The sequence below is a fragment of the Lentzea sp. NPDC006480 genome (assembly GCF_040611995.1).
Classification (GTDB): Bacteria; Actinomycetota; Actinomycetes; order Mycobacteriales; family Pseudonocardiaceae; genus Lentzea.
In genome coordinates, this window is record NZ_JBEXPJ010000004.1 from 114,140 (window position 1) to 127,521 (window position 13,382).

General features: G+C 69.8%; 11 protein-coding genes. 10 read left to right on the forward strand and 1 reads right to left on the reverse strand.

Annotated features, from left to right (window positions below; translation table 11 throughout):
• Positions 1-34 precede the first annotated feature (34 nt).
• Complete coding sequence (locus tag ABZX92_RS03300) at positions 35-586, forward strand: sigma-70 family RNA polymerase sigma factor (RefSeq protein WP_109637237.1); 552 nt, start codon at positions 35-37, stop codon at positions 584-586.
• Positions 583-1,290: a zf-HC2 domain-containing protein gene (locus tag ABZX92_RS03305; RefSeq protein ID WP_355553283.1), complete on the forward strand. Its 708-nt coding sequence runs from the start codon at positions 583-585 to the stop codon at positions 1,288-1,290. The genes ABZX92_RS03300 and ABZX92_RS03305 overlap by 4 nt, the downstream gene beginning before the upstream one ends.
• Before the next feature lie 54 nt (positions 1,291-1,344).
• Here the strand turns inward: ABZX92_RS03305 and ABZX92_RS03310 are convergent, their stop codons facing one another.
• On the reverse strand, positions 1,345-2,289 hold the full coding sequence (locus tag ABZX92_RS03310) for a zinc-binding dehydrogenase (protein WP_355553285.1): 945 nt from the start codon (positions 2,287-2,289) through the stop codon (positions 1,345-1,347).
• A gap of 303 nt (positions 2,290-2,592) precedes the next feature.
• On the opposite strand from ABZX92_RS03310, the gene ABZX92_RS03315 reads away from it, so the two are divergent.
• The 8 genes from ABZX92_RS03315 to ABZX92_RS03350 all read left to right on the forward strand — a co-directional run.
• The gene (locus ABZX92_RS03315; protein ID WP_355553287.1) at positions 2,593-6,249 is read left to right on the forward strand and encodes a hypothetical protein; all 3,657 of its coding nucleotides are present in this window, start codon (positions 2,593-2,595) and stop codon (positions 6,247-6,249) included.
• Positions 6,250-6,257: 8 nt separating this feature from the next.
• Entirely contained in the window at positions 6,258-6,599 is a 342-nt protein-coding gene (locus ABZX92_RS03320; protein ID WP_355553290.1) for a hypothetical protein, read from the forward strand.
• A gap of 43 nt (positions 6,600-6,642) precedes the next feature.
• The gene (locus tag ABZX92_RS03325; protein ID WP_355553291.1) at positions 6,643-7,176 is read left to right on the forward strand and encodes a hypothetical protein; all 534 of its coding nucleotides are present in this window, start codon (positions 6,643-6,645) and stop codon (positions 7,174-7,176) included.
• Complete coding sequence (locus tag ABZX92_RS03330; RefSeq protein WP_355553293.1) at positions 7,173-8,696, forward strand: tachylectin-related carbohydrate-binding protein; 1,524 nt, start codon at positions 7,173-7,175, stop codon at positions 8,694-8,696. The genes ABZX92_RS03325 and ABZX92_RS03330 overlap by 4 nt, the downstream gene beginning before the upstream one ends.
• Positions 8,697-8,920: 224 nt before the next feature.
• Positions 8,921-9,187: a hypothetical protein gene (locus ABZX92_RS03335; protein ID WP_355553296.1), complete on the forward strand. Its 267-nt coding sequence runs from the start codon at positions 8,921-8,923 to the stop codon at positions 9,185-9,187.
• 195 nt (positions 9,188-9,382) lie between these two features.
• Positions 9,383-9,910: a hypothetical protein gene (locus ABZX92_RS03340; protein ID WP_355553299.1), complete on the forward strand. Its 528-nt coding sequence runs from the start codon at positions 9,383-9,385 to the stop codon at positions 9,908-9,910.
• Complete coding sequence (locus ABZX92_RS03345) at positions 9,907-11,865, forward strand: trypsin-like serine protease (RefSeq protein WP_355553302.1); 1,959 nt, start codon at positions 9,907-9,909, stop codon at positions 11,863-11,865. The genes ABZX92_RS03340 and ABZX92_RS03345 overlap by 4 nt, the downstream gene beginning before the upstream one ends.
• A 102-nt stretch (positions 11,866-11,967) precedes the next feature.
• On the forward strand, positions 11,968-13,382 hold a 1,415-nt coding region (locus tag ABZX92_RS03350; RefSeq protein WP_355553305.1), incomplete at its 3' end, for an ALF repeat-containing protein.

Genomic DNA, 13,382 nt, shown 5'->3' on the forward strand with positions numbered 1-13,382 from the left:
AAGAGTTCGTTCGCGGGCGGGGAGGAGTGGGTGGATGGCGGCTTTGTTCTCCCGCAAACGGGAGACCGCGGCCGACGAGGCGCTGATCCGATCGCTCTACGAGGAGCACGGTCGGGCTCTGCTGGCGTACGCGACGCGGTTGACCGGTGATCGGGCGGCTGCCGAGGACGTGGTCCAGGAGACCCTCGTCCGAGCGTGGCGCCATCCCGACGCCCTCGTCAACGGCAAGGGATCGGTGCGCGGCTGGTTGCTGACCGTGGCGCGCAACATCGTCACCGACAGGGTCCGTGCGAAGGCCGCGAGGCCTCAGGAGGTGGCCGAGTCTCCGGCGACGCCACCGATCGAGCGCGACCACGCCGACCAGGTCGTCGACTCGGTGGTGGTGCTGGAGGCGCTCGACAGGTTGTCCTCCGACCACCGCGACGTGCTGATGGAGATCTACTTCCGCGGCCGCAGCGTGACGGAGGCGGCAGAGGCGCTCGGGGTGCCACCGGGCACCGTCAAATCAAGATCGTATTACGCGTTGCGAGCCCTGAGGGAGACGTTCGTCGGTCAACAGGTCGCACTGAAGGGGGTGGCCGGATGACCACGCAGCACGACCCGCAGCTGCTCGGTGCCTACGTTCTAGGAGCGATGGACGAGCAGGAGGTGCGCGAGATGGACGAGCACTTGGCGTCCTGCCCTGACTGCACGCGTGAGCTGGAAGACCTCCGCGCCATGGAGGCCTACCTCGGCGAGGTTCCGCCGGAGGCCATGCTCGACGGCCCGCCCGAGGGTGGCGATCTGTTGTTGCAGCGCACGCTTCGCCAGGTGCGTTCGGAACGAGGCGGCGTCGCACGGCGTCGTCAGTTCGCGTTGGGCGCCGCGGCAGCCGTCGTGGCCGCGGTGGTGCTCGGTGCCGGCGTCTTCGTCGGCAAGGCGACCTCGCCGGACATCCAGGCGGGTCCCGCGCCGACCACGACCGCACCGGACCCGTCGGGCACCAAGCTCGCGACGTTCACCGACCCGGACACCAAGGCGTCGATGACCGTGAAGGTCGTCCCGGCCGCGGGCTGGGTGCGCACGAACACGGCGATCACCGGTATCCCCGAGGGCGAGAAGTGCCGGATCTTCGTGGTCGCGAAGGACGGCAGCCGCCAGGAGGCGGGTTCCTGGGTGGTGTCCAAGAAGGGCGCCGCCGAGGGCACGAACCTGGACGGCTCCGCGCTGGTGGCCCCGAACGACGTGAAGTCGGTCGTGGTCGAGAACTTCGCGGGCAAGAAGTTCGTCGAGGTGCCGATCCAAGCCTGACCGAGGGGTTGGAGAGGAGGGGCCGTCTCCGTTGCGCGGAGGCGGCCCCTCTGCTCACGGCTTGAGCACGACTTTCCCCACCGCGGCACGGGATTCCAGCGCCTCGTGCGCCTTCGCGGCATCCCTCAGCGCGAACGCCGGGTTGACCAGCGGCACGAACCGCCCGCTCGCGAGCCCCGCCATCGACTCGTCCTCCAGCACCCGCAGCCCACGCCGCATCAGCCCAGGCCCGAGCGCGACCGTCGCGGTGAGACTGTTGGCGAACAACGCTTCCGTGCTGATCTTCGTCATCTCGCCGGACGCCCAGCCGTAGATGATCTGCCGCCCGCCCACGCCCAGGGTCTTCAACGCCTGCGCCCCGACCTCGCCGCCGACTCCATCGAGCACCACGGTCATGTCCTTGAGACCGTCCGCCCACCCCGGCCGCGTGTAGTCGATGGCGGCATCGGCCCCGTTGTCCATCACGTGGTCGAGCTTCTCCCCGCTGGCCAGCCCCACCACCCGCGCCCCGACGTTGCGCGCCTCCTGCACGAACAACGCCCCCATGCCCCCGGCCGCCGACGTCACCAGCACCACGTCGTCCGCGGTGAGCTTCGCGGCGTGCAGCACTCCCACGACCGTGCGTCCGGTGCCGATCATCGCCACCGCCGCCTCGAACGACACGTCGTCCGGCAGCGCGTGCAACGCTTCGGCTTTCGCCACGGCCAGCTCCGCGTAGCCACCGTTGGCCATGCCGAGGTGAGCGGTGACCCGCCGCCCCAGCCACTCGGCCTCGACCCCCTCACCGAGCGCCGTGACGACACCGGCGACCTCCCGCCCCGGCGTCATGGGGAACTCGACGGGCCCGAACCCGCCCTTGCGGATGGTGGTGTCGACGAGGTGCACCCCGGCCGCGGCCACGGTGATGCGCACCTGGCCGGGCGCGGGATCCGGGTCCGGCACCTCCTCGAACAGGAGGTTCGACGCCGGACCGAACTCGTACTGCCGAATCGCGAACATGGCCGGAACGCTAGGAGCTCGACCTAGCTGGAGGTCAACAGCGCGCATCGTGCGGCCGCCTCCGCCGTTACGCGACGACGATCACGTGTGCAACTGTGGCCCGAACAAGCTGTCGGGCAGACCGGAACCCGAAACCCGAAGGTACCTTTCTCGCGGTTCGTCGCACGTACGTACCTCTGGGGGGTCGTTTTGCGCACACGCATGCGCTTCGGCGTGCTCGCGGTGGCTTTGGCCACGTTCGCGAGCACTCTGGTGGCAGTACCACCGGCCAGTGCCGACACAGTTGATCGTGGCGATGAGCGCATGCGCGTTCTGAGCGTGTGGCGCATGGGTGGCCCGGCCACCCGTGAGGCCGCGGCCAACGCGCTCGTCGGCACGGACGCCGACATCAAGGCGTTCTTGGACAACGGCTGGAACCGCGCCGCCGAGTCCGACGAACGCAGCCGCGTGGTCGAGATGCTCGAGAAGTCGGGCGTCTCGGTCAAGCAAGCTGCTCAGAAAGCCCTCGACGCCGCCAACCCGAGCAGTGTCAAGGAGTTCCTGGAGACCGGCTGGGTCGCGCCGAACACGCAGGACCTCCGCATCCGCATCAACCAGATGATGGCCATCGGCGGGGCCAACCTCCGCGCCGCGGGGCAGGCGGCGCTGGACACGGCCACGCAGGACGCCTACCGCGCGTTCCTCAACGAGGGCTGGCAGACGCCGGACACCACGGACCAGCGCCTGCGGGTCAACCAGCTCATGGCGGCCGGCGGCCAGAAGGTCAAGCAGAAGGCCCAGGAGGCGCTCGACGCGGGCACTGCGGAAGCGTTCCAGCGGTTCTTCGACTACGACTGGCCGACCGCCCAGGCGCGGGACCAGGAGACCGCTTCCATCATCGAGCTGACCAACGTCGCCAAGGTGGCGGGTGAGCTCGCCGCGAAGGAGACCCAGGCGGCGAAGGACGCGTCCGAGCAGGCGGTCACCGAGGCCCTGCTGGCCAAGGAAGCCGCCGAGAAGGCACGGGCCGCGACGGAGAGCGCCAGGGACAACGCACAACTGGCCGGTGCCGCCGCCGGTGTCGCCGCCGACGCGGCGAACCGGGCCGCGCGCGCCGCCTCCGAGGCGATCAGCGCCGCGAACATCGCGAGCAACGCGGCGCGCATCGCCGCGTCGGCCGCGTCCCGCGCGGCAACGGCTGCGGCAATGGCTGGTCAGGCCGCGTCCCGTGCCTATGACGCCGCCGCCGCGACCGCGACCGACGCCGCCAACGTCCCGGTGGCGAGGGACGCCGCCGTCGCCGCGCGTGCCGCGGCCGAGCAGGCCCAGTCGACCGCCCAGGCGGCAGAACAGGCCCAGATCGCCGCAGACAACGCCATGACCGCGGCCAACGCCGCCGTCCGCGCCGGTGACGGTGCCAACGCCGCCGCCCGTGCCGCGAACGAGGCGGGCGACTTCGCCAACCAGGCCGGTGCCGACGCGGCGGTCGCCCGCAACGCCGCCGCCACCGCGAGCAACCAGGCGGCGCGCGCCACGAAGGCGGCCAAGGCGGCCTCCGACTACGCCAAGGTGGCGGCGGCCGCGGCCGGGGTCGCGCGCACCGCGGCCACGAGGGCGGCGGCCGACGCGATCAAGGCCGCCGAGGCCGCCGAGGCCGCGATCACGCACGCCGGCAACGCGGCGATGGCCGCCGCCGAGTCGACCAAGCACGCGAACGCCGCGAGCGAGGCCGCCAAGACCGCCCTCGAAGCCGCCGCGCAGGCGCGCACGATCTACGACGCCGCCCGTGCGAACGAGGCCGCGAAGCTCGACGTGCGGGCCAGCCAGGCGACCGAGGCCGCCCAGCAGGCCAAGGCCGCCGTCACCGACGTGCAGGCGGCGCAGAAGTGGGATGCCGAGCAGGCCGCGCTGCGCGACGCCGAGACCAACCGGTGGATCACCGAGGCCACCGCGGCGGGTGCGCCCGACGCCGTCGTCACGACCAACGGCCGCAAGATCGCGATGAGGCTGTCCGACGGCAAGGGGTCGTGGACCAAGGCAGCGGCCACGAGCGCACTGGTCAGCTCCGACGACGAGGTCCGCGAGTACGTCCGGACGGGCATCGCTTTCGCCGCCGCCCGCGACGACCGCGTGACGTTGCAGAGCAAGGCGAAGGGCGGCAGCCAGGCGCTGCGCGACGCCGCCAACGCCGCGCTCGCCGGCTCGGACGCGGACGTGCAGAACTTCCTGCGCAACCCCGTCTACACCGGACGTGACACCGAGGACCGGATCAAGGTCAACCAGCTGATGGCGGACGCGCAGGCCGCCAACCGCCAGACCACGATCAGATCGGCGCAGAAGGCGCTCGACACCGGCACCGCCGCGGCCTACCGCACGTTCCTGGACAAGGACAGGTTCACGGCGGGCGTCGTGGACGACCGCGTCGACGTGAACCGGATCATCGCCGACCAGGCGAGCGGTCCGGAGACCAAGGCGATGGCGCAGGCCGTGCTCGCTGGTCCGCCCACCGCGATCAGGCAGTGGCTCGACTCCGGCCGGTTCGTCTCGGCCAAGGCCGACCAGGAGACGGCCGCGCACGTGGCCGAGATCCAGGGCTACCTCGCCATGGCGGCGGGCGCGGCGGCGACCGCGGCCAAGAACGCCAACGAGGCGCAGGCCACCGCGGCCGTCGCCCGCAACGCCGCGAACGAGGCCGCCGGCTACGCGGACCAGGCCAAGCGCGACGCCGCCGACGCCTCCAGGTACGCGCAGGAGGCGAAGGACTCCGCGACGGCGGCGGAACGGTCGGCTCAGGCCGCCGCCGAGTCGGCACGGGTCGCGAACAACGCCGCCAAGTCGGCGCAGTCCTCGGCACAGCAGGCGATGCGGTCCGCCACCTGGGCGCAGGCGTCGGCCAACGAGGCGGCCGGGTTCGCCACGCAGGCCTACGCGTCGGCGCGCGAGGCGTACGACACGGCGATGGCGGCTCACGCTGGTGCGGAGGAGGCGCGTGCCGCCGCGAAGGCCGCGGTGGACAACGTCACCAACCGGATCAACGACGCCGTCACGCAAAAGGCGAACCAGCAGATCACGAACTGCCGCAGCCGCCACGGCGCCGGCACTCCCGAGTACGAGAACTGCGTCAACCTGTTGTCGCAGAACGAGTACGACACGGTCTCGCGGATGCTGATGAACGGTGAGAAGTGCATGCTTCTCTACCGGGAGAAGACGGACAGCGCCGGCTTCCAGAACTGCGTCGGCGACGCGATGAGCCCGGACTTCGAGGCGAACCGCAAGGCCGAGTTCGCACTGGAGCAGATCGCTCTCCTCACCATGATCCTCGGTGGTGCCGCGCTCGCGGGTGGCACGGTGCTCGTGGTGGGCGGGCTGTGGGCCGCCGGCGTGCTCGGATTCGTCGCGAACGTCGTCATGCTGGGCATGGACGCCGTCATGCCGCTCGGCGCGATCGCCTACCCCGGCATGGTGATGACCACCGGGCTCGGCGTGGGTGCCGTCGGTGCCACCAAGGTCGTCGGGGTCGTCGAGGACCTGACGTCGGAGGGCTGGGCCTGGCGCAACGCCGTTTCCCACGCGTCGGACGAAGCCGCCAAGATCGCGGAGCAGGAGCGCAAGGCGTACCTCGGGCTGGACACCGCGACCGCCAAGTTCAGCGAGGACGAGTACAAGATCGCGGTGTTGCTGGAGCAGAGGTACAACGTGCAGCTCCTGCGCTTCCCCAAGGCGAAGGGCGACAACAGCCCCAACCCGGACTGGATCGACGCGAACGGCGTCACCTACGACGCGGTCGGCCCGATTCCGACGCAGTTCTTCGACAAGCAGTGGCAGAGCCAGAACATCCAGGGGCAGGTCGTGAAGCACCTGAAGAAGTCGGACATGGTCCCGTTCGACGTCCGCGGTCTCACCCCTGACCAGGTGAAGCTGGTGGAGGATTATCTCAAGACGTACGACACGCTGCGCGTGTTCATCATCCGAACGAGTTAGGTGGGCCAATGTCGGCGGACTTCCTCCTCGACTACGACAACTCCGATCCCCACGAGGACTGGAACGGCTCTCGCGGGGCGCTTCACTGGGTCGTCGACTTCGTCGCGGACCACGTCCGCGACGAAGAGCTCGCCGCGTCGATGAAGGACTTCGTGAAGGGCGGCTACGGGTACTTCGCGCTGTCGTTCTACACGCCGGAACAGGCCGCCGAGATCGTGCGGGTCATCCGCGAGGACCTGAAGCAGGGCGTCGACGCCGCGTTCCCGTCCGCTGAGGACAGGAACGCGGTGATGCAGGCGATGACCGCGGATCTGATCGACAAGGCCGGACGCTGGGGCAAACCGTCCTGAGTGGACGTCAGAGACACAGCTACGACAAGGGAAGCCTGGGGGCATGGGAATGAGATCGTGGTCGCGTGCGGTCACCACCGCGTTGGCGGTCGGTGTGGTCGCGGTGGGTGGTGTGTGGGCTGCCAACGCCAACGAGTCGTCGGCTGCTGATGAGCAGCAGTCGTTGGTGGAGGATTTCGGGTATCCGGATGCTGCGCGGATTCTGGCTGAGGACAACGTGAAGCTGGTGTCGGGTGATGGGCACATCGTGTATGCGTCGTGTGCTCAGCAGCCGGTGAACGGCATCGGGTTGATCGAGGTTCGTTCGTCGGACTTCTCGGTGGGCAAGAACGACGGCTTGGTGTGCTTCAAGGTTCTGGGCGCGACCGGGTCGCTGGTGTTGCTGATTCCGGACGTGTTCGAGATCCGCGGTGATGGTTTCGGCTCGACGCCGGGTCACAAGGGCACTGCGGAGGTGAAGGCGCAGTCGGGTGAGGCTCGTACGGTCGCGTTGAACCCCAACGGTTCTCAGCAGGTCGGTATCGGTCGTCCGAACGGTGCTCCCGAGACCCTGGTCAAGCTCGAGGTCAAGCCGTGAGCGCCGGTAGAAAGGTGACCGTCGTCGCGGCGGTCGCGGCGGTCGCGCTCGCCGGGGTGCCGGTCGCGCAGGCGTTGTCCGGCGGCGCGGTCGTTCCGGAGGGCTCGTACGAGTTCCTCGCCCGTCTGTCCTCTGCGGACAAGGGCTGTTCCGGTGCGCTGGTCGCCCCCAGCTACGTCATCACGGCCGCGTCCTGCCTCCCGCAGACCGGCGAGGTGAAGGTCGTGGTGGGCAAGGCCAACCTCGCGACCGGCACCGGTCACGTCACCAAGGTCGCGCGGGTCATCCGCCACACCGACCGCGACGTGGCGCTGGTGAAGCTGGCGGACAAGACCGCCGGCATCACGCCGATCGCGTTGAGCAGCACGGCGCTGGCCCAGAACGAGTCCGTCAAGGCGGCCGGTTTCGGCCGCACCGCGACGGAGTGGGTGCCGGACCGGCCTCGCGTCGCCACGTTCACAGTCGGCGCCCTCAACGCCGCGGAAGCCTCGCTGTCCGGCGAGAAGGACACCTGCAAGGGTGACGCGGGCGGCCCGGCCTTCCGCGAGGTCGGCGGCACGCCGCAGCTGGTGGCGCTGAACGCGAAGTCCTGGCAGAACGGCTGTCTGCTGGTCAGCGAGACCCGCAAGGGCAGCACCGGCACGCGCGTCGACGACCTGACCGCGTGGATCACCAAGCAGATCACGCCGACTCCGGTCGACTGCAAGCCCGTGCAGATCTGGTCGGTGCGGCAGAACGGCGACCTGCACCGCTACGTGCACAACGGGGCGAAGGACGGCGGCCTGTCCTGGTCCGGCGGCGGGCAGGTCGGCAACGGCTGGCTCGGCCGTCTGGTCGCGGGCGACGGCAACGTCGTGTGGGACATCCACAAGAAGATCGACGCCAACGACCCGCACGCGGATGGCGTGCTCAAGCGCTGGGTGTGGAACCCGACGGGCACCGACACCGGCTTCTGGTCCGGCGGCGGCGCGGTCGGCAGCGGCTGGGAGCGGTACTTCACGCCGGAGTACAAGAACCGCGTCACGGTCGACAGTGCCGGCCGGATCTTCATCATCGACGACCAGGGCAAGCTCAAGTACTACGTCTGGGACGCCGCGCACAACACGTGGGTGAACGGCGCGGGCGAGGTCGTCGAGTCCGGCTGGGAGCGCTTCGACTCGATCACCGCGGCGGGCGACGGCGTGCTGTACGCCCGCAAGCCGAACGGCGACATGTTCCGCTTCGAGTACGACGTGACCGCGAAGACGTGGCTGCAGAAGGAGAAGCCCGTCGGCGCGGGCTGGCAGATGTTCAGCGAGATCTTCTCGCCGGGCGGCGACGTCCTGTACGGCCGCGGCGCACTGGGACAGGGCCCGTGGGGCGAGGGCACCGTGCCGGTTCTGCGCTGGTACGCGCACCAGGACAACACCGACACCTGGGCGCCCGGTGCGCAGGACAACACCGGCAAGTCCGTCGGCACCGGCTGGGACACCGAGCGCAACGTTTCGGCGCAGGCGAACGCCTGCACGCTCGTCAAGTGATCTGACAGCAGCAGAAGGCCACTCCGCGTCGCGGGGTGGCCTTTCGCCGCGCGCACAGGTTTCACCGATGCATTTCAACATCGTGGGAGCCGAGCTGGGCGTCATGGAAATGTCGCTGACCTCCGTGCGACGCAACAACATGGGTATCGGCGGCGCCACCGACTGGGAGCTGAGCGTGTTGTTCGAGCAGAAGGTCATCGGCCAGGTCGACTTCTACCTTCGTGGTGTGGAGCAGACGGGCGATCGAGTTTCCGCTGCGGCTGCCACGGCGCTTCGAGCTGTGGTCGCACCAGGTGTCGCACGGGGTGCTGCTGCCGCGCAGCGCCCCGCGGCCGGACCAGCCGACCCGGATCGACGTCCAGTTCCGCTTCACCAGCGACCTGAAGCTGCCGGTGGTGCTGAACGACCTGCAGGGCCACGAGCCGTCGGTGTTCGAGGACGAGCAGTTGGTCCCGCACCGGAAGCAGCACCTGTACCACTTCCGGGACTGACCAGGACCCTGGCGCGACAGGACGTGCCGGCGGTACCGTTCCTCCGGCACGTCACTGGGGGCGTCATCGACCTGGTTCTGGGGAGACAGGGTCGGCAACCGCATCTTCACACGTTCGCAAGCGGAATCCGCGGGCGTGGCGGCGCTGTGCGCTGTTCAAGTGTGTTGTTCAACAAGAGAAACCTGGGGGCATCGAATGAGATTGTGGTCGCGTGCGGTCACCACTGCGTTGGCGGTCGGTGTTGTCGCGGTGGGTGGTGTGTGGGCTGCCAACGCCAACGAGACGTCGGCTGCTGATGAGCAGCAGTCGTTGGTCGAGGACTTCGCGTACCCGGATGCGGCGCGAATTCTGGCTGAGGACAACGTGAAGCTCGTTTCCGGCGACGGGCACATCGTGTACGCGTCGTGTGCTCAGCAGCCGGTGAACGGCATCGGGTTGATCGAGGTTCGTTCGTCCGACTTCTCGGTCGGCAAGAACGACGGCTTGGTGTGCTTCAAGGTTCTGGGCGCGACCGGGTCGCTGGTGCTGCTGATTCCGGACGTGTTCGAGATCCGCGGTGACGGTTTCGGCTCGACGCCGGGTCACAAGGGCACGGCCGAGGTGAAGGCGCAATCGGGTGAGGCTCGTACGGTCGCGTTGAACCCCAACGGTTCTCAGCAGGTCGGTATCGGTCGTCCGAACGGTGCGCCGGAGACCCTGGTGAAGCTCGAGGTCAAGCCGTGAGAACCGGTGCCAGACTCGCCGCGAGCGCTGCCGCCGCGGTGACACTGGCGAGCGGGCTCGTCGCCTCGCCGTCGATGGCGCTCTCCGGTGGCACGACCGTGCCCGAGGGCGCCTACAAGTTCCTCGCGAAGGTGTCGCTGGGCAGCACCGCCTCGTGCACGGGCGCGCTGATCGACACCGTGTGGGTGCTGACCGCCAAGGGCTGCACGCCGGACGGTGCCGCGGTTTCGGTGGCGGGCAAGACGATCGGCATCGGCCGCGTCGTCACCCGTGCCGACCGCGACGCGGTGCTGGTGAGGCTGAAGGAGCCGGTCGCTGACGTCACGCCGATCGCGATCGGTGCCGCGCCCGCACAGGGCGAGGTGCTGCGCGTCGGCGGTTTCGGCCGCACCGTCACGGAATGGGTGCCGGACCGACCGCGCACGGCCCTGTTCACCGTCGGTTCGAGCAACGGCCAGACGGTCTCGCTGACCGGCAACGACGGCGTCGACACGTGCAAGGGTGACGCGGGCGGCCCGGTGTTCCGCGAGGTCGGCGGTGTGCCGCAGCTCGTCGGCCTGAACTCCGCCTCGTGGCAGCACGGCTGCCTCGGCGTGTCCGAGTCGCGGCAGGGCAGCACCGCCGCGCGGGCCGACAACCTCGGTGACTGGTTCGCCTCCGAGCTCCTCGACCTGTCCGCGCGGCCCGCTCCGCAGCACGCGATCAACCTCGTCTGGGCGGCCAGGGGCAACCAGTCGTTCAAGGTCTACGCCTCGCCGAGCGCGGACGTGCCGATCGGTCCGTCCACTTTGGTCGCGACGGTGACGACTCCGAGCTTCACGCACAGCGCGCTGGCGGCCAAGCAGAAGTGGTACTACCGCGTCGTCCCGGTGCGCGACGGCCAGGACGGCCCTGCTTCCGGCATCGCCTCCGCCACCACGAAGCTCCCGTCCCGCAACGATTTCAGCGGTGACGGCATCGACGACGTCGGCGCCGCGTACGAGCTGGGCGGCTTCACGCTCGGCCTGCCGGTCTGGAACGGTGGCGAGGCGGGCCTCGGAGCGCCCGAGTTCAAGCTGAGGGGCAACGCCGGCGGCTTCGACGTCAACCGCGCCCGCTGGGTGACCGGTGACTTCAACGGCGACGGCAGGTCGGACACGGCGGCGTTCTACAACTACAACGGCGGCGAGACGAAACTGCTCGTCTTCTACGCCACCGCCACCGGCCTGAGTGACTGGCAGGAGAAGTGGACCGGCGGCCCGGACAACGCGCCGTCGCAGAGCTCGAAGATCGTCGCCGGCGACTTCAACGCCGACGGCCGCGCCGACATCGCCGCGTTCTACGACCTCGGCAACTTCCAGACGAAGCTCTTCGTCTGGTACGGCACGGCAACCGGCTTCGAAGCACCTGTCGAGAAGTGGGACAGCGGGGCCAACCAGTGGATGCAGGGCAAGGGCACCTACCTCGCCGGCGACTACAACGGCGACGGTCGCGTGGACATCACCGCGGTGTACGACTACGGCGACACCACCATCGCGCTGTGGACGTTCGAGGCGACCGCGGACGGCTTCAACGCCCCGGTGCACCGCAAGGGCGTCACTGGCTGGGCAGGCGGCCAGGCCAGGTACGTCTCCGGCGACTGGAACGGTGACGGCCGCTCGGACATCGGCGCGTTCTACAACTACGGCGGCGGCCAGACGAAGCTGCTCGTCTTCTACGCCACCGCGACGTCGTTCGACGGCTGGTTCGAGAAGTGGGACGGTCTGCCCGGCAACTGGCCCGCGCAGACCGCACGGCTGGTCGCCGGCGACTACAACGGTGACGGCCGGTCCGACGTCGTGGCATTCTACAACTTCGACAACGGCCTGACGCGTGCCTTCCTGTGGAAGGGCAACGCCAACGGCTTCGACGCACCCACCCAGCAGTGGGACGGCGGAGAGGGCAACTGGCCGGCACAGTCCGCACGCCTGCTCTAGCGGCGACATCGGCGTGCCACCGGCGAGGGACTGTCCACTTCGGATGGTCCCTCGCCGCGTTCTGGAGGAGAGAAGCGCACAACAAGTCCTGGGGGTTCGTTCATGCAACGAAGAAGACTGCGGACGCGCTTGACCGCGTTAACGCTGGCACTGACCACTTTCGCGACCACCCTCACCGTCGCCGCGCCCATCGCCGTGGCGCAGGCCAACACCCCGATCCCGAACGCCAGGGCTCGCGTCGTGGCCTTGTGGCAGACGGGTGGCCCGATGGTGAAGGCCGAGGCGCAACGGCTGCTCACCGCGCCGGAAGCGGAGATCCAGACCTTCCTGACCACCGGCTACGAGCGGCTGGCGAAGCTCGACGACCGGTTGGCCGTCAACCAGATGCAGGCGGCCGGCGGTCCGCACGTGAAGGACGCCGCGCAACGCGCCCTGGACGACGGCGGGAACGGCGCTCTGACGGCATTCCTGGAGAACGGGTACATCGCCGCCAACGACGCCGATGTGCGTGTCTCGGTGAACCAGCTGATGGCGGTCGGTGGTGCGCAGGTCCGAGCGGCCGCGCAGCCACTTCTCGACGCAGGCGCCGTCGAGCCGATGCGGGAGTTCCTGCGCAACGGCTGGCGCCGGCCGTTCGAACTGGATCTCCGCGTCCGGGTGAACCAGGCCCAGTCGTCCGGTGGGCCGAACGTCAAGGCAGGCGCGCAGCGGGTGCTGGACCTCGGCACCATGCAGGCCTACCAGGAGTTCCTCGACGTCGATCTGCCCGTCTACCAGGCGCGCGACGTCGAGCGGGCCACGGTGGAGGAGCTCGCCGCGGTCGCCAAGGACGCGGGTGAGCAGGCGATCAAGGAGACCGCGTCGGCCAAGGAGGCGGCCGACCGCGCGGTGCGGGAGGCAGCGGCGGCGAAGGAAGCCGCTGAGGACGCCGCGCGTGCCGCGGAAAGCGCCGCGCACAACTCTTCGGAGGCCGCGGCCGCGGCCGGACTCGCCGCCGAGGCCGCCAACGCCGCTGCGGCAGCCGCGCGTGAGGCCGTGAGCGCGGCCAACACGGCGAGTGCCGCCGCCAGGACCGCGGCGAACGCGGCTTCCCGTGCCGCGACGGCGGCGGCGCTGGCGGGCCAGGCCGCCTCGGACGCCTACCGTTCCGCGGCGCTGGTCATCTTCGACGCCGGGAAGGTGCCCGCCGCGCGCATGGCGGCGGCCAGGGCTCGTGCGGTCGCCGACGGCGCCGACCAGGCAGCGAACGCAGCGGAAACGGCGTACAACGCGGCGAACGCCGCCAATGCCGCGGGTCAATGCGGCGAACGACGCGATCACCCACTCGAACAGCGCTGTCGACTCCGCCGTCGCAGCCGCGAACCAGGCCCAGGCGGCGGGCGCGGACGCGACTGCGGCGATCAACGCCGCCAACGTCGCGCGAGCGGCCGCGGCGCGAGCAACCCGTGCGGCACAGGCCGCCGCCGTCTTCGCGGTGATCTCCGCACTGGCGGCGGCGAAGTCGAAGACGTTCGCCC